The sequence below is a fragment of the Pacificitalea manganoxidans genome (assembly GCF_002504165.1).
In the GTDB taxonomy this organism is placed as follows: domain Bacteria; phylum Pseudomonadota; class Alphaproteobacteria; order Rhodobacterales; family Rhodobacteraceae; genus Pacificitalea; species Pacificitalea manganoxidans.
Genome location: NZ_CP021404.1, coordinates 1,496,857 through 1,512,533, shown reverse-complemented (window position 1 = coordinate 1,512,533; position 15,677 = coordinate 1,496,857). Strand labels below are relative to the sequence as shown.

General features: G+C 65.6%; 15 protein-coding genes, 1 tRNA gene and 1 riboswitch. Of the genes, 7 read left to right on the top strand and 9 right to left on the bottom strand.

Annotated elements, in window-relative coordinates; genetic code table 11:
• Complete coding sequence (locus CBW24_RS06930) at positions 1–534, top strand: ureidoglycolate lyase (RefSeq protein WP_097373099.1); 534 nt, start codon at positions 1–3, stop codon at positions 532–534.
• A 7-nt stretch (positions 535–541) separates the two neighbouring features.
• Here CBW24_RS06930 and CBW24_RS06925 read toward each other — a convergent pair.
• From CBW24_RS06925 to trxC, 3 genes are all read right to left on the bottom strand, one after another.
• Positions 542–617, bottom strand: a tRNA-Ala gene (locus CBW24_RS06925).
• Between the two features lie 117 nt (positions 618–734).
• Complete coding sequence (locus tag CBW24_RS06920) at positions 735–1,133, bottom strand: VOC family protein (RefSeq protein WP_097373098.1); 399 nt, start codon at positions 1,131–1,133, stop codon at positions 735–737.
• A 33-nt stretch (positions 1,134–1,166) separates the two neighbouring features.
• Positions 1,167–1,610 carry a thioredoxin TrxC gene (trxC, locus tag CBW24_RS06915; protein ID WP_097373097.1) on the bottom strand — a complete coding sequence of 148 codons (444 nt, stop codon included), beginning with the start codon at positions 1,608–1,610 and terminating at the stop codon, positions 1,167–1,169.
• A 187-nt stretch (positions 1,611–1,797) separates the two neighbouring features.
• On the opposite strand from trxC, the gene CBW24_RS06910 reads away from it, so the two are divergent.
• The gene (locus CBW24_RS06910) at positions 1,798–3,060 is read left to right on the top strand and encodes a DUF2254 domain-containing protein (RefSeq protein WP_097373096.1); all 1,263 of its coding nucleotides are present in this window, start codon (positions 1,798–1,800) and stop codon (positions 3,058–3,060) included.
• 45 nt (positions 3,061–3,105) lie between these two features.
• Here CBW24_RS06910 and gcvP read toward each other — a convergent pair whose 3' ends face one another.
• The 3 genes from gcvP to gcvT all read right to left on the bottom strand — a co-directional run bounded on the left by gcvP (position 3,106) and on the right by gcvT (position 7,699).
• A complete protein-coding gene (gcvP, locus tag CBW24_RS06905; protein WP_097373095.1) occupies positions 3,106–5,955 on the bottom strand; it encodes an aminomethyl-transferring glycine dehydrogenase in 2,850 nt (949 codons plus the stop codon).
• 143 nt (positions 5,956–6,098) lie between these two features.
• Complete coding sequence (gene gcvH / locus CBW24_RS06900; protein ID WP_088664389.1) at positions 6,099–6,458, bottom strand: glycine cleavage system protein GcvH; 360 nt, start codon at positions 6,456–6,458, stop codon at positions 6,099–6,101.
• A gap of 74 nt (positions 6,459–6,532) precedes the next feature.
• Positions 6,533–7,699: a glycine cleavage system aminomethyltransferase GcvT gene (gcvT, locus tag CBW24_RS06895; protein WP_097373094.1), complete on the bottom strand. Its 1,167-nt coding sequence runs from the start codon at positions 7,697–7,699 to the stop codon at positions 6,533–6,535.
• A gap of 162 nt (positions 7,700–7,861) precedes the next feature.
• Positions 7,862–7,951: riboswitch (glycine riboswitch) on the bottom strand.
• Between the two features lie 103 nt (positions 7,952–8,054).
• On the opposite strand from gcvT, the gene CBW24_RS06890 reads away from it, so the two are divergent.
• Positions 8,055–8,606 carry a gamma-glutamylcyclotransferase family protein gene (locus CBW24_RS06890; protein WP_088664391.1) on the top strand — a complete coding sequence of 184 codons (552 nt, stop codon included), beginning with the start codon at positions 8,055–8,057 and terminating at the stop codon, positions 8,604–8,606.
• A 165-nt stretch (positions 8,607–8,771) separates the two neighbouring features.
• Here CBW24_RS06890 and lipA read toward each other — a convergent pair whose 3' ends face one another.
• Complete coding sequence (lipA, locus tag CBW24_RS06885; protein ID WP_088664392.1) at positions 8,772–9,722, bottom strand: lipoyl synthase; 951 nt, start codon at positions 9,720–9,722, stop codon at positions 8,772–8,774.
• A gap of 188 nt (positions 9,723–9,910) precedes the next feature.
• Between lipA and CBW24_RS06880 the strand changes: the two genes are divergently transcribed.
• The gene (locus CBW24_RS06880) at positions 9,911–10,459 is read left to right on the top strand and encodes a peroxiredoxin (protein ID WP_097373093.1); all 549 of its coding nucleotides are present in this window, start codon (positions 9,911–9,913) and stop codon (positions 10,457–10,459) included.
• A gap of 64 nt (positions 10,460–10,523) precedes the next feature.
• Here CBW24_RS06880 and CBW24_RS06875 read toward each other — a convergent pair whose 3' ends face one another.
• Positions 10,524–10,952 carry a DoxX family protein gene (locus CBW24_RS06875; RefSeq protein WP_097373092.1) on the bottom strand — a complete coding sequence of 143 codons (429 nt, stop codon included), beginning with the start codon at positions 10,950–10,952 and terminating at the stop codon, positions 10,524–10,526.
• A gap of 202 nt (positions 10,953–11,154) precedes the next feature.
• Here CBW24_RS06875 and gap (CBW24_RS06870) point away from each other — a divergent pair, with 202 nt between their 5' ends.
• The 3 genes from gap (CBW24_RS06870) (at position 11,155) to gap (CBW24_RS06860) (ending at position 13,618) form a co-directional block, all read left to right on the top strand.
• Positions 11,155–12,159: a type I glyceraldehyde-3-phosphate dehydrogenase gene (gene gap / locus CBW24_RS06870; RefSeq protein WP_097373091.1), complete on the top strand. Its 1,005-nt coding sequence runs from the start codon at positions 11,155–11,157 to the stop codon at positions 12,157–12,159.
• Between the two features lie 17 nt (positions 12,160–12,176).
• Entirely contained in the window at positions 12,177–12,320 is a 144-nt protein-coding gene (locus tag CBW24_RS18495) for a hypothetical protein (RefSeq protein ID WP_097373090.1), read from the top strand.
• A gap of 296 nt (positions 12,321–12,616) precedes the next feature.
• Complete coding sequence (gene gap, locus CBW24_RS06860; RefSeq protein WP_088664397.1) at positions 12,617–13,618, top strand: type I glyceraldehyde-3-phosphate dehydrogenase; 1,002 nt, start codon at positions 12,617–12,619, stop codon at positions 13,616–13,618.
• Positions 13,619–14,235: 617 nt separating this feature from the next.
• Here the strand turns inward: gap (CBW24_RS06860) and pntB are convergent.
• On the bottom strand, positions 14,236–15,672 hold the full coding sequence (pntB, locus tag CBW24_RS06855) for a Re/Si-specific NAD(P)(+) transhydrogenase subunit beta (RefSeq protein WP_088664398.1): 1,437 nt from the start codon (positions 15,670–15,672) through the stop codon (positions 14,236–14,238).
• Positions 15,673–15,677 lie beyond the last annotated feature (5 nt).

The following is a 15,677-nucleotide window of genomic DNA, read 5'->3' as shown; positions in this document are numbered from 1 at the left end:
ATGACCGCCACGCGCGACCCGCTACCTGTCCGCCCGCTGACCGCGCAGGACTTTGCGCCCTTTGGTGACCTGCTCGATACCACCGGCGCGCCGGACAAGATCATCAACCAAGGTCTGTGCGGGCGCTATCACGACCGCGCGCGGATCGATGTGGATGGCGGGCGCACCGGGCTTAGCCTGTTTGACGCCCAGCCCCGCACCCTGCCCTACCGGCTAGAGATGCTGGAGCGGCACCCGCTGGGCAGTCAGGCGTTTCTGCCGCTGCACCAAAACCCGTTTCTGGTGATTGTCGCCCCGGATGCCAATGGCCGCCCGGGTCAGCCGCAGGCGTTCCTGACCGAGCCGGGACAGGGCATCAACCTGCTGCGCGGCACATGGCACGGGGTGCTGACGCCGCTCTTTGCGCCCGGTCTGTTCGCCGTGGTGGACCGCATCGCGCCCGAAGGCGAAGACCCGGATGCCAATCTGGAAGAACACTGGCTCACCACCCCGGTCGAGGTGGTCGCGGCGCAGGCCACAGCATTGCGATCGTAGGGAAATCTGGTGGAGCCGATCGGGATCGAACCGACGACCTCGTCATTGCGAACGACGCGCTCTCCCAACTGAGCTACGGCCCCACTGAGCGGTGATTTCGAATATTTGCGCCGCGTTGTCAAGACGGCGGCGTGAGGCGGGCGGGCGGCGCAGCGGTGGTCCGCAATCGCAGGCGCGCCCGCTCTGCACCGCCCCCTCGCTTAGCCGAACCGCCCGCCGCGCTGGATCACTTCGATCTGGTAGCCATCGGGATCGGCGACGAAAAAGAACCGCGCCACCAGCGGGCCCCCGTCGGGCGCGAAATCGACCAGCTTGCGCGGCGCATATCCGGCCTCCGTCAGGCGGGCATGCAGCGCGTCGGCATCATCGACCAGCACGGCCAGATGCCCATACCCATTGCCCAGATCATAGGGCTCCGCCTGCCCTTTGTTGACCGTCAGTTCCAGTTCGAATTCGGTTTCGGGGTTGCTGAGATAGATCAGGGTGAAGCTCTCGAAATCCAGCCGCTCGGCCAATTCCAGCCCGAACGCATCCTTGTAGAACGCGCGCGACCGGTCCTCGTCCCGCACCCGGATCATCGTGTGGATCAATTTTGCCATGTCATGTCCTTTCCGTTGTCATGCACCCGCGCGCTACCGTCCCAGCCGGGCACCGCGGGCAAAGCGCACAATATCCCCCGCAGGCCGCGCCCCCGCGACCCGGCCCGCCTCGCGGCCACGATCAAACCGGATCAGCAGCGGAATGCCACGAATACCGAATTTTCGGCTCACGGCGGGATGCGCTTCGGTATCGATCTTGGCCAGCCGCACCTCCGGCGCCAATTGCCCGGCGGCTTGGGCAAAGGCCGGTGCCATCGCCCGGCATGGCCCGCACCATGGCGCCCAGAAATCCACCACCAGCGGCAGGTCGTCGTTGCGGATCGCCGCTTGCAGGCTTTGGGGGTCGAACTCCAGCGGTTTGCCGGGCAATAGCTTGGCGCCGCAGGTGCCGCATTTCGGTCCCGCGCCCAACTTTTCGTGCGGCAGGCGGTTCACGGCGGCACAGGCGGCACAGGTCAGTTTGACGGGGTCGCTCATGGCGGTGGCTCTCCTTATCGCGGGGCTTTGGTTGACAGCACGGGCCGGTCGGGCCTCCAATCGACCGATCCGACAAGGGATGCAACCCCTGCGCGGGCCCCGGCACCCGTCGCCATCATCCCGCTGATGCGGAACCACCCGCCCCGCGCGGACATTGACCCAGACTAGGGACCGAAGGGACAACAGCTTGATCTCCAAACAACTCTGGCGGCTGCGCCGTGTCTTGCGCAAACTTTGGGTGCGCGCCGCTGGCATCGCGTTGCTGGCGCTCGTGGCCCTTGCCGCCGCCGCGCTGCTGCGTCCGCTCATCCCCGATGAGGCCGTGGAACGTCTGGGTGAAGACGCGGTGATGCCGCTGCTGTCGATCCTCGCCTCGTCGATGCTGACCGTCACGACCTTTTCGCTGACGGTGATGGTGTCGGCGCATATGCAGGCGTCGAGCCAGATCACCCCGCGTTCGCACCGTCTGCTGCTGGAGGACACGACGACCCAGACCGTGCTGGCGACGTTCCTTGGGGCGTTTGTCTATGCCCTGACCGCGATCATCCTGTTCCGGTCGCACATCTACGGGGCGACGGCGGCGGTCGTGGTCTTTGGCTTTACCGTGATCGTCGTGGCGCTGGTGATCCTTGCCGTACTGCGGTGGATCGCGCATCTCAGTCGACTGGGCAGTCTGGACGAGACGCTGGATCAGGTGGAAGAGCGCGTGCGCGACACCCTGCGCCGGTTCCGCCATGCGCCGACAATGGGGGCGCGGCGGCTGGCCGACCGCGACGATCTGCCTGCCGGGCTGACGCCGGTGGCCTGTGATCGCGGCGGGCATGTGCAATTCGTGGATATGGCCGCGCTGGCCCGGATGGCCGAGGATTACAGCACCAAAATTTACCTGCCCTATGGGCCCGGCGCCTTCTGCGCGCCCGGCAGCCCGGTGGCGCATATCGGACGCTCTGACGCGGCGCTGGTCAAGGCGGTGGCGGAGGCGTTCACCTTTGGCCCGGTGCGGACCTTCGATCAGGACGCGCGCTTTGGGCTGACCGTGCTGTCGGAAATCGCCTCGCGCGCGCTGTCACCGGGGCTCAACGATCCCGGCACCGCAATCGAGGTCACGGGCCGGGTCGAACGCCTGCTTTGCGAAGCCCAGCCCGAAACGGAGCCGTTCGAGCCGCCGCGCGGTGCGGAACGCATTCATCTGCACCCCACGACCGAGGCCGACCTGATCGAAGACTATTTCCACCCCGTGGCGCGCGATGGCGCCGGCATGATCGAGGTGGCGCTGCGGCTGCAACGGGCGCTCAATTCGCTGAAAGCCGCCGCCCAACGCACCGACCGGCCCGATATGGACCGCGCCGCCCGTGCGGCGCAGGACCGGCTGCTGGAACATGCCGAAGCGGCATTGCCGCTGGCATCAGATCGCGAAAAACTTCGCGCGCTGGCCAAGCGCGAGGCCTGACCCCGCGCCTGACCTTGATGGGTCGGACGATCCCCGCCTGCGATGTTATTCGGCGGCATCCGCGTAGGCCTCCATCGGCGGGCAGGTACAGATCAGGTTGCGATCGCCCCACGCATTGTCGACCCGGCCCACGGGGGGCCAGTATTTGTCGACGCGGAACGCCCCGGCGGGGAAACAGCCCTGTTCGCGCGGATAGGGCCGGGTCCAGTCGGCGACCAGATCTTCGACCGTGTGGGGCGCGTGGCGCAGCGGGCTTTCCTCGACCTGCCAGTCCCCGGCCTCGACCTGCGCGATTTCGGCGCGGATCGACTGCATCGCGGCGATGAAGCGGTCAAGCTCGGCTTTGGTTTCGCTTTCCGTCGGCTCCACCATCAGCGTGCCCGGCACCGGGAAGCTCATCGTTGGCGCGTGGAACCCGTTATCGACCAACCGTTTGGCAATGTCATCGACGCTGACGCCCGCGCTTTTCTCGAACGGGCGGGTGTCGAGGATGCATTCATGCGCGACCCGGCCCGCGCGGCCCTTGAACAGCACCTCGTAGCCGTCCGACAGCTGCGCCGCGATGTAGTTGGCCGACAGGATCGCCACCCGCGTCGCCTGCGTCATGCCCGCGCCGCCCATCAGCAGGCAGTAGGACCATGAAATCGGCAGGATCGAGGCGGAGCCATAGGGCGCGGCAGAGACCGGCCCCGGGGTTTCGCCCTGCGCGCCCGCATTGGGATCGCCCGGCAGATAGGGCGCCAGATGCGCCTTCACCCCGATCGGGCCCATGCCCGGACCACCGCCGCCATGCGGGATGCAGAAGGTCTTGTGCAGGTTCAGGTGGCTGACATCCGCGCCGATCTCGCCCGGCTTCACCAAGCCCACCAGCGCGTTGAGATTGGCCCCGTCCAGATAGACCTGCCCGCCGTGATGATGGGTGATCGCGCAGACCTCGCGCACCGTGTCCTCGAACACGCCGTGGGTCGAGGGATAGGTGATCATGCAGGCGGCCAGCCGCGCGCCCGCCGCTTCGGCCTTGGCGCGGAAATCCTCTAGGTCGATATCGCCGTTGCCCGCAGCCTTGACCACCACGACCTTCATCCCGGCCATCTGCGCCGAGGCCGGGTTGGTGCCATGGGCGGAGGTCGGGATCAGGCAGATGTCACGATCCTCGCCCCGCGCGCTGTGATAGGCGGCGATGGTCAGCAGCCCCGCATATTCGCCCTGCGCGCCGGAATTAGGCTGCATCGACATCGCGTCATAGCCGGTGATCTGGCACAGCTTGGCCGACAGATCCTCGATCATCTCCGCATAGCCCAGCGCCTGATCGGCGGGGGCAAAGGGGTGGATCTGACCGAATTCGGGCCATGTCACCGGCATCATTTCGACTGCGGCGTTGAGCTTCATGGTGCAGGAGCCCAGCGGGATCATTGCCCGGTCCAGCGCCAGATCGCGATCCGCCAGCCGCCGCATGTAGCGCATCATCTCCGCTTCGGCGCGGTTCATCTGGAACACCGGATGGGCCAGATAATCGCTTTCGCGCAGCAGCCCCTCGGGCAGCGCCACACGGGTCGCGTCGCCATAGCTGCGGGTGATGCCAAAGGCGCGCCAGACGGCCTCCACCGTGCGGCGGGAGGTGGTCTCATCGACCGAAATGCCGATGCGCCCGCCGGACAGGGGCCGCAGGTTGATGCCTTCGGCCAGAGCGGCGCGCAGGATCACCCCCTGCAGGCTGCCCGCCTCGACGGTGAAGGTATCGAAATACTGATCCGGCGCGATGGCAAAGCCCGCCTCGGCCAGCCCATCGGCCAGATGCACGGCGCGCAGGTGGATGCGCTCGGCAATGGCGCGCAGGCCTTTGGGTCCGTGGAACACGGCGTAGAAGGAGGCCATCACCGCCAGCAGCGCCTGCGCCGTGCAGACATTCGAGGTCGCCTTTTCGCGCCGGATATGTTGCTCGCGCGTTTGCAGGGCCAGCCGGTAGGCTTTGTTGCCGCGCGCATCGACCGACACACCGACGATCCGCCCCGGCATCGTGCGCTTCAGCGCGTCGCGGCAGGACATGAACGCCGCATGCGGCCCGCCATAGCCCAGCGGCACGCCAAAACGCTGGGCGGAGCCGATGGCGATATCCGCGCCCATCGCGCCCGGCTCTTTCAGCAGCGTCAGCGCCAGCAGGTCGGTCGCCACCACGGCCACGGCGCGGACCTCATGCAACGCGGCGATCTGATCGGTGAAATCCACCAGATGACCCTCGGTGCCGGGATACTGGAACAGCGCGCCAAACACGCCCTCAGGCACCAGTTCGGACACCGGCGCGACGATCACCGGGATGCCCAGCGGCGCGGCGCGGGTTTCGATCACCGCGATGGTTTGCGGATGGCAGGCGGCATCGACGAAAAACGCGGGCGCTTTCGATTTCGCCGCGCGCTGCGCCATGACCATCGCCTCGGCCGCCGCTGTGGCCTCGTCCAGCAGCGACGCATTGGCCACTTCCAGCCCGGTCAGGTCGCTGATCATGGTCTGGTAGTTCAGCAAAGCCTCCAGCCGGCCCTGCGCGATCTCCGGCTGATAGGGCGTGTAGGCGGTATACCATGCGGGGTTTTCCAGAATGTTGCGCTGGATCGCAGGCGGGGTGACGGTGCCGTAATAGCCCTGCCCGATGAGCGAGGTCATCACCTTGTTCTTTGCCGCCACCTCGCGCAGCCGCACGATCAATTCGCCCTCGGTCAGCGGCGCCCAGTCCAGCGGCTCGGCCTGCCGGATGGATTGCGGCACGGTTTCGTCGATCAGCGCGTCGAGGCTGTCGACCCCGACAGCGGCCAGCATCTGCTCCATCTCCGCAGGCGACGGGCCGATATGGCGGCGATTGGCGAAATCATAAGGATCGTAATCGGTGGGGGTGAAGGGCATGGACCGCGCTTTCGTGAAACCGGGAGAAGGGATGCCCCGCCACATGCACGGGCGGAGCCATCGGAACAGGCCGCGTCACTGGGCGGCCCTGCACGCCGACACAGGACCGGGCAACACGCCCCGGCCCTGTGTCTGCTATTGGGTCAGCCGACCATGTCCTTATAGGCGGCTTCGTCCATGAACTCGTCAAGGTCGTCCATGTTCGACGGTTTGATCTTAAAAAACCACGCATCGCCCATCGCGTCTTCGTTGATCAGGGCGGGATTGGCGACCAGCGCCTCGTTGATCTCGACGATCTCGCCGTCCAGCGGCGCAAGGATGTCGGACGCCGCCTTGACGCTTTCGATCACGACGATTTCCTCGTCCTTGGTGACCGATGCGCCGACCTCCGGCAATTCGACGAACACCACATCGCCCAACTGGGTCGCGGCATGTTCGGTGATGCCCACGGTGACGGTATCGCCTTCGGGCAGAAGCCACTCATGCTGTTCGGTAAATTTCATGCGGTTGGGTTCCTTCGGTTTGTCATCTGCCCCGGCACGCGGGGATCTGTCTCAGGGGCGGGCCAGGGCCCGGTTCAGCGTTTGTAGGTCGCGGGCCGGAACGGCATATCCGCCACCGTAGCCGGCAGCCGCTTGCCCCGCACCTCACCGTAGATCGCGGTGCCGGTCTGGCAAAGGTCTGCGCGCAGGTAGCCCATCGACATCGGCGCCCCGATCGACGGCCCATAGGCCCCCGATGTCACCTCTCCCACTGGCGTGCCGCCTTCGGCCTGCGCAAACAACAGCGTGCCTTCGCGCATCGGTGCGCGGGTGCCGGGCAGCAGCCCCACGCGCAGCCGCTCCGGGCCCGTGTCCAGCTGCGCCGCGATCCGGTCGGCACCGGGATAACCACCCGCACGGGCTCCACCGGGACGGCGCACCTTCTGCATGGCCCAGACCAGCGCGGCCTCAACGGGGGTGGTGGCCGCGTCGATGTCATGACCATGCAGGCACAGCCCGGCCTCCAGCCGCAGCGAATCGCGCGCGCCAAGGCCCACCGGCTCCACGCCCTCCTGCGCGATCAGCGCCGAGGCAAAAGCGTCGGCCTCATCCGCCGCCACCGAAATCTCGTAGCCGTCCTCGCCGGTATAGCCCGACCGGCTGATCCAGAGCGCGCCGAACGCGCTGTCCTTCACCACCACATCCATGAATTTCATCGCCGCCGCATCGGGCACGATCTGCGCCAGCGCGGCCTCGGCCTGCGGACCTTGCAGCGCGATCAGCGCGCGGTCGGTGATCTCCTCGACCTCGCAGTCGGTCAGGTGGGCGCGCAGATGCGCCAGATCGGCGGCGCGGTTGGCGGCGTTGACCACCAAGAACAGGTGATCGCCGCGATTGGCGATCATCAGATCGTCAAGAATACCGCCCTGCGCGTCGGTAAACAGACCATAGCGCTGGCGGCCTTCCTTCAGCCCGATCAGATCGGCGGGCGCCAGCGTCTCCAGCGCGCGGGCAGCACCGGTCGCGCCATCCGCGTGGCGCAGGATCACCTGCCCCATGTGGCTCACGTCGAAAAGCCCGGCAGCGGCGCGGGTGTGCAGATGTTCCTTCATCACGCCAGGCGCGAATTGCACCGGCAGCGCCCAGCCTGCGAAATCGACGATCTTGCCGCCATTGCGCTGCGCGAAATCGAACAGCGGCGTCACATTCAGGTCGCTGTCGCCCGGTCCGCCGGTATGTCCGCTTGTCTGGCTGTCGGCCATGCCGCGCCCTCCTTCTTGCCGGAGGCACGTCTGGCCCGGCATCACATGGTGACGCACCCCGACCATCTGGTCCGGCGCACGCCTGCGATGCCCCCTCTGTCCTTGGCGCCTGAGATCGTTATCCCTTCGGCGGGGGCGCATGGCCCCTCTCTCCAGAGTGTCGTGCCCGCAACGGTCCTGATGCCTGAGAGTTTACCGGGGCGGTTGCTCCTTCGGCACCGGCACTGGGCCGGATTCTCCCGGTGCGGTGATCCTGCGATAGCGCAGCCTGCCGCTTCGGGCAAGTCCCCGCAGCCCCGCGCGCGCCGCGCAACCGCTCTTGCCCTCCTGCGCGCGCTGCGGCAGGACTGATCCCATGCAGAATGCTCATTTCTTTGGCTACGGCTCACTCGTTCATACCGGCACCCATGCCTACCGCGATCACCACACCGCCCGGCTACAGGGCTGGGGGCGGATCTGGCGTCATGTGCCGGCCCACTCCGCGGCCGTGCTCTCGGTCGAGCGGCGTCATGGCTGCGCCATCGACGGGCTGATCGCCCGTGTGCCCGATGGGGATTGGGCCGCGCTGGACCTGCGCGAAGCCAATTATACCCGCCACCTTGTCACGGACGCGGTGTCCGAGCACCCGGTTGGCGACGCTGAGATTCAGGTCTATTCCGTGCCGCTCGCCAATTGCGGCGATGGCAGCGCACCGATTTTACAAAGCTATCTCGACGTGGTGGTCAAAGGCTATCTCGACATGTTCGGCGAAGCGGGCGCAGAGGCGTTTTTCGACAGCACGCATGGCTGGCACATGCCGGTGCGCAATGACCGTGCGCAGCCCGCCTACCCCCGGCATCAGCAGCTAAGCACGGCGGAGCGGACGCTGGTGGACCGGCTTTTGACCCGCGCGCAGGCCAAGGCTTAGACCGCGTTAACCCGCTGGTAATAATTAATAATTCAGAAACTAGTTGACAGCTGTCAACTCTGCGAAACTATGCCTGCAAACAGCCACTTGGCATAAAAACGGCGCGAGGCTTGGCCCCGCGCCATCAATGCCATCATCTGTAGCTCAGGGCCGACTTAACGCGTCTCAGGCGCGGCCCAGCTTTGCCAGCCGGTTGTCGCGCAGACGGGCGAAATCATCCCCGGCATGGTAGCTCGACCGGGTCAGCGGGGTGGCAGAAACCATCAAAAACCCCTTACCCCAAGCCGATTTTTCATAGGCTGCGAACTCCTCGGGCGTCACGAAATCGCGCACCGCGTGGTGTTTCGGGGTCGGTTGTAGATATTGACCGATGGTCAGGAAATCGACATCCGCCGCGCGCATGTCATCCATCACCTGCCGCACCTGCTCGCCGGTCTCACCCAAGCCGACCATGATGCCGGATTTGGTGAACATCGCGGGGTCCATTTCCTTGACCCGCTGCAACAGCCGCAGCGAATGGAAATAGCGCGCACCGGGCCGCACCGTGGGATAAAGGCCGGGCACGGTTTCCAGATTGTGGTTGAAAACGTCGGGACGCGCCTCGACCACCGTTTCCAGAACCGAATTGTCGCATTTCAGGAAATCCGGCGTCAGGATCTCGATCGTGGTGCCCGGGGACCGGTGGCGGATCGCGCGGATCGTCTGGGCGAAGTGATCCGCCCCGCCATCGGCCAGATCGTCCCGGTCGACGGAGGTGACGACCACATGGTTCAGCCCCAGCTTTTCGACCGCATGTGCCACGCGCCCCGGCTCGAACACGTCAAGCGCGTCAGGGCGGCCCGTCGCCACATTGCAGAAGGTGCAGCCGCGGGTGCAGATCTCGCCCATGATCATCATGGTGGCGTGGCCTTGGCTCCAGCATTCGCCGACATTGGGACAGCCCGCTTCTTCGCAGACGGTCGTCAGCTTATGCTCGCGCATGATGTCGCGGGTCTGGCGGTAGCCTTCTCCCACGGGGGCCTTGACCCTGATCCAGCTTGGCTTCTTGGGCTGGGCATTATCGACACGGTGCGCCTTTTCGGGGTGGCGCTGGCCGGGAATCTTGAGATCGCGCAAAGGTATGCCTCCTCATCAGCGGCGGCGATTTGTGCCCAGCTATAGACCCGCTGTGCCTGCTTTGAAAGCGTAACCGCTGCGCAGACCGGGAATGCAAGCCGAACATGCGCCTGACGCATTGCATGAAAGCCGCAGCTTGGCTATCTCCTCAGGCAGGGAGGACATATTCAGATTCAGGAGTTTTCCCCATGCAAGCCGGCGCCAAACTGCCCGACGTCACCTTCCACACCCGCGTCCGCGACGACAGCCTTGGCGGTGACAACCCCTTCACATGGGAAGACAAAACCACCGCGGATTATTTCGCGGGCAAGCGCGTTGTGCTCTTTGCCCTGCCCGGTGCGTTCACGCCCACCTGCTCCACCTACCAGCTGCCGGGGTTCGAGAACAATTACGCCGAATTTCAGGATCTGGGCGTGGATGAGATCTACTGCATGTCCGTCAATGACAGCTTTGTCATGAACAAATGGGCGCAGATGCAAGGCATCGAGAAGATCAAGGTCATCCCCGACGGCTCCGGCGAATTCACCCGCCGCATGGGTATGCTGGTGCGCAAGGACAATCTGGGCTTTGGTCTGCGCTCGTGGCGCTACGCCGCCGTCGTCAATGACGGTGTGATCGAGGCATGGTTCCCCGAGCCGGGCCTGTGCGACAACCACGGCGAAGACCCCTATGGCGTGTCCTCGCCCGAAACCCTGCTCAACTATCTGCGCGACGCGGCCAAGCAGCAGGCCGCCTGATCCCCTACGGTGCGCCGGGGGTCATTCGGCCCCGGGCGCGCCGTTTCGCGGGCGCCCGCACCCTTCAGCGCCGCGCGTCGAGCGAAAACCGCCCCGCGCCATAGGCCGCCAGCACCAGACATCCGCCCGCGATCGACCAGTTTTTGACAAAGATCGTCATCTGCCACGGATCGTCCGGTTGCAGGTGAAACCAGCTTGTCGCGCCGCAATAGGCCGCAAGGCTCAGCGCGACCGGCATCATCCGCCACCCCAAGACCAACGCCAGCCCCGCCATCAGGTTATAGGCCAGCGCGGGCCATAGCAGGGCCTCGGGCAGGCCGCGCATGGTCAGCAGCGCCATCGCCGGGCCGGGATCGCTGATTTTCTGCGCCGCCCCGCCCAGAAACAGCACCGACAGCAGCAAACGCCCCGTCAGCACCGCCCAGTCGCGCCATTGCCGCAGCGCCGTGCCGCCATGCCGCGCGGGCCGGGTCGAATCGTTGCTGTCCGTCATGAACCCTCCCCCCGCCTCCACAGGCGGCGGCGTGACCCGCCTGTGGGCCGTGATGCCGCGGCGCGGAACTGCTTGCGCTAACCGTTAGCGCAAACTTTCGCCATGTGATAGATGTTTTCGCTAACATACTGATATATGACACTTTTACCCAGCGCCCGCAGCGCCTATCCCTCCGCCCTGACACGGATCAGGAGATGGACGCATGACGGTTACGGTTGGGATCAACGGCTTTGGGCGGATCGGACGCTGCACTCTGGCCGGGATCGCTGAAAGCGCCCGCAATGACGTTCAGGTCGTCAAGATCAACGCCACCGGCCCTATCGAGACCAACGCGCATCTGCTGCGGTTCGACAGCGTGCATGGCCGCTTCGCCGGGGATGTCCGGGTGTCGGGCAACACGCTCGATCTGGGGCGCGGCCCGATGGAGGTGTTTTCGACCTACGATCCGCAGGAACTGGACTGGGACGGCTGCGACGTCGTGCTGGAATGCACCGGGCAATTCAACGACGGGCTGAAATCGGCGGTCCATCTGGAGCGCGGCGCGCGCAAGGTGCTGATCTCCGCGCCCGCGTCCAATGTCGACCGCACCATCGTCTACGGGGTCAATCACCGTGCGCTGGAGCCCGGCGACCGCATGGTCTCGAACGGGTCCTGCACCACGAATTGCCTTGCCCCGCTGGCCAAGGTTCTCAACGACGCCATCGGCATCGAACGGGGTATCATGACCACCGTCCACAGCTACACCGGCGATCAGCCCACGCTCGACCGGCGGCATAAGGATCTCTACCGCGCGCGCGCCGCCGCGATGGCGATGATCCCCACCTCCACCGGCGCGGCCAAGGCGATCTCCGAAGTGCTGCCGGAGTTGGAAGGCCGCCTTGACGGCTCCGCCATGCGGGTGCCCACGCCCAATGTCTCCGCCGTCGATCTGACGTTCGAGGCCGCGTGCAGCGTGACCGTCGAGAACGTGAACGAAGTGGTCCGCGAGGCCGCCGCCGGGCATATGGGGGCCGTGCTGTCCTATGACCCCGCGCCCAAAGTCTCGATCGACTTCAACCACACCGCCTATTCGTCTATCTTCGCGCCAGACCAGACCAAGGTCGTCGGTGGCCGCACGGTGCGGGTGCTGGCATGGTATGATAACGAATGGGGCTTCTCCTGCCGGATGGCAGATGTCGCAGGTGCGATGGGGCGGCTTCTACACTGACAGGAGCATCCCCCCGCGTGACCAACCGTATCGCCCTGGCGCTTGCGCTGATCGTGCTGGCGGTTGTCGCCGCGGATTTCCATCTCCAAGACGGCGAAGGGCTGCTGATCGCAAGCCGCATGTTTCTGGACCTGATCGACTGGGTCGCGTTCTGGCGCTAATTGCGCAGCGGGCGCGCGCCCGGACCGCGTTGGCGCGGTGTCTTGCTGGCCGCTCGGACACCCGCCTTGCCACCCCAGCGCTCGGCGCAGCGGCAGGGCGCGCGCCGGCCTCTCCCATGCTTGCGTTCCCCGCCCTGCGGGCTAGCCTTCTGACTGAGCCGCGCTGCGATCAGCCGGGGCAAGTGGGGCGCGCCGTCGCAACACCTTGACCTTTCGTCTCGAACTCGCATGTTAGCGTCAACATTTCCGGGGCACCGCTTCGCGGCCGTCCCTCCGCGTCAAATGGGAGATCCAACATGACCGTCAAAGTCGCCATCAACGGGTTCGGCCGCATTGGCCGCAACGTGCTTCGCGGCATCATCGAATCCGGTCGCACCGATATCGAGGTCGTGGCGATCAACGATCTCGGCCCGGTCGAGACCAACGCCCACCTGCTGCGCTACGACAGCGTGCACGGCCGCTTCCCCGCCGAGGTGAAAGTGTCCGGCAACAGCATCGATGTGGGCCAAGGCCCGATGGAAGTGACCGCGCTGCGCGACCCCAAGGAACTGCCGTGGGACAATGTCGATATCGCGCTGGAATGCACCGGTATCTTCACCGCCCGTGAAAAGGCCGCGCTGCATCTCGAAAACGGCTCGAAGCGGGTGCTGATCTCCGCCCCCGGTGCTGGCGCTGACAAAACCATCGTCTACGGGGTCAACCACGCCAGCCTGACCGCCGACGATCACGTCGTGTCGAACGCGTCCTGCACCACCAACTGCCTGTCGCCGGTGGTCAAGGTGCTCAACGACGAAATCGGCATCGTGAAAGGCTTCATGACCACCGTGCACAGCTACACCGGCGACCAGCCGACGCTCGACACGATGCACAAGGATCTTTATCGCGCGCGGGCTGCGGCCCTGTCGATGATCCCCACCTCCACCGGCGCGGCCAAGGCTGTGGGTTTGGTTCTGCCGGAACTGAACGGCAAACTTGACGGCGTGGCCATCCGGGTGCCGACGCCGAATGTCTCGGTCGTCGATCTGACATTCGAAGCCGCGCGCGACACCACGGTCGAAGAGATCAACAACGCGATCCGCGCCGCCGCCGAAGGCCCGATGAAAGGCGTTCTGGGCATCACCGACGAGCCGCTGGTTTCGGTCGACTTCAACCACGACGCCCACAGCTCCACCTTCGCGACCGACCAGACCAAGGTTCTGGAAGGCACGATGTGCCGCATCCTGACGTGGTATGACAATGAATGGGGCTTCTCCAACCGCATGGCCGACACCGCCGTGGCAATGGGCAAGCTGATCTGATCGGAGCGATCCGGCACGACACGGGGAAAGGGCATCGCACGGCGGTGCCCTTTTTCGTTGGTGCAAGCGCACGCGGCGTGAGCCGGGGAGTGGGACTATCCGCGCGCTCCGCTTGTTTGCAGGCAGTGCGCTGAGCACGGATGATGTCGCCCGGCGAACCATTGAGTGCGACGTGAGCCTGCCCGTGGGGTGGCGCTGAAACGGTCGGTCGGGGCGCTTTTATGTTGCCACGTCCCTCCCCGCTCCGAGGTCAGCGCGAGGTTTCCAAGCGCCAGCCCGCGAGGACGGGCAGGCGCTCGCTCTCGCGGCCTACGGCCTTGTCCGAGAGCGGATGCGCGCAGTTTGGAAAGTGCGGGGAGTGGACATTCTAGGTGCCACGTGAGCCTGCCCGGGGGGTGGCGCAACCACGGTTGAACGGGTGCGCTTTATGCCAGCCAAGTTCTTCTTTGATCCGAGGTCAGCGAGGGGTGGCAAACCACCAGCCCGCCGGACCGGGCAGGCGCTCGCCCTCGCGGCCTACGGCCTTGTCCGAGAGCGGATGCGCGCCGATCGACGCGTCCCCACACAAAAAAAACGGGCCCCGCAGGGCCCGCCTTTCTTCGTTTTCAGATCGACACTCAGCTGTTCATCTTGGTCAGCAGCGTGTTGAGCGATTCCTTCGCGTCGCCGTAGAACATGCGCGTGTTCTCTTTGTAGAACAGCGGGTTCTCGATACCGGAATAGCCGGTGCCCTGACCGCGCTTCGACACGAACACGCTCTTGGCCTTCCAGACCTCCAGCACCGGCATACCGGCGATGGGAGAGTTGGGATCGTCCTGCGCCGCCGGGTTGACGATGTCGTTGGAGCCGATGACGATCACCACGTCGGTCGAGGGGAAATCGTCGTTGATCTCCTCCATCTCCAGCACGATGTCATAGGGCACCTTGGCCTCGGCCAGAAGCACGTTCATGTGCCCCGGCAGACGCCCCGCGACGGGGTGGATGGCGAAACGCACGGTCTTGCCCTGCGCCCGCAGACGACGGGTGAGCTCGCTCACCGCCTGCTGCGCCTGCGCCACCGCCATGCCGTAGCCCGGCACGATGACCACGCTATCGGCATCGTCGAGCGCCTGTGCCACGCCGTCGGCGTCGATCGCGATCTGCTCGCCCTCGACCTCCATCGCCGGGCCGGAGCTGCCGCCAAAGCCGCCGAGGATGACCGAGATGAACGACCGGTTCATCGCCTTGCACATGATGTAGCTCAGGATCGCGCCGGAGGAGCCGACAAGCGCACCGGTCACGATCAGCAGGTCATTGCCCAGCGTGAAACCGATGGCAGACGCCGCCCAGCCGGAATAGCTGTTCAGCATCGACACCACGACCGGCATGTCGGCGCCGCCGATGCCCATGATCAGGTGGTAGCCGATGAAGAACGCCAAAAGCGACATCAAGAGCAGCGCCCAGAACCCGGCCCCGTTGACATACATGATCAGCAGGATCAGCGACAGGATCGCCGCGCCCGCGTTCAGCGCGTGACCACCCGGCAGTTTCTGCGCGGCGGACGAGACCTTGCCCGCCAGCTTGCCAAAGGCGATGACAGAGCCGGTGAAGGTGATCGCGCCGATGAATACGCCGAGGAAGACCTCGACCTTCAGGATCGCGATCTCAACGCCGGTCTTATGCGCCAGAACGCCCGCGAACCCCTGCAACGCATCCCGCTCGATCAGCGGCATGTCCATCACGCGCGCCAGTTCGATATGGGCGTTGTAGCCGATGAACACAGCCGCCAGACCAACAAAGCTGTGCAGCGCCGCGACAAGCTGCGGCATCTCGGTCATCTCGACCTTGCCTGCCACATAGTAGCCCGCGCCCGCGCCGATGGCGACGGCCAGCAGGATCCACCCCAGCCCGGCAACGCCCGGCCCGAAAACGGTCGCGACCACGGCCAAGGCCATACCCGCAATGCCATACCATACAGCGCGTTTCGCGCTTTCCTGTCCCGACAGACCCCCAAGAGAGAGGATGAAGAGAACCGTCGCCGCGATATAGGCGGCGGAAACCAGTCCGATGCTCATTGTCC

Coding starts and splice junctions, on each gene's coding strand:
- gcvH (WP_088664389.1), bottom strand. CDS start 6,458: ATGAAATTTACCGAACAGCATGAGTGGCTTCTGCCCGAAGGCGATACC.
- CBW24_RS06890 (WP_088664391.1), top strand. CDS start 8,055: ATGCAGAATGCTCATTTCTTTGGCTACGGCTCACTCGTTCATACCGGC.
- gap (WP_097373091.1), top strand. CDS start 11,155: ATGACGGTTACGGTTGGGATCAACGGCTTTGGGCGGATCGGACGCTGC.
- gcvT (WP_097373094.1), bottom strand. CDS start 7,699: ATGGCCGACAGCCAGACAAGCGGACATACCGGCGGACCGGGCGACAGC.
- trxC (WP_097373097.1), bottom strand. CDS start 1,610: ATGAGCGACCCCGTCAAACTGACCTGTGCCGCCTGTGCCGCCGTGAAC.
- CBW24_RS06930 (WP_097373099.1), top strand. CDS start 1: ATGACCGCCACGCGCGACCCGCTACCTGTCCGCCCGCTGACCGCGCAG.
- CBW24_RS06920 (WP_097373098.1), bottom strand. CDS start 1,133: ATGGCAAAATTGATCCACACGATGATCCGGGTGCGGGACGAGGACCGG.
- CBW24_RS06875 (WP_097373092.1), bottom strand. CDS start 10,952: ATGACGGACAGCAACGATTCGACCCGGCCCGCGCGGCATGGCGGCACG.
- CBW24_RS06880 (WP_097373093.1), top strand. CDS start 9,911: ATGCAAGCCGGCGCCAAACTGCCCGACGTCACCTTCCACACCCGCGTC.
- gcvP (WP_097373095.1), bottom strand. CDS start 5,955: ATGCCCTTCACCCCCACCGATTACGATCCTTATGATTTCGCCAATCGC.
- pntB (WP_088664398.1), bottom strand. CDS start 15,672: ATGAGCATCGGACTGGTTTCCGCCGCCTATATCGCGGCGACGGTTCTC.
- gap (WP_088664397.1), top strand. CDS start 12,617: ATGACCGTCAAAGTCGCCATCAACGGGTTCGGCCGCATTGGCCGCAAC.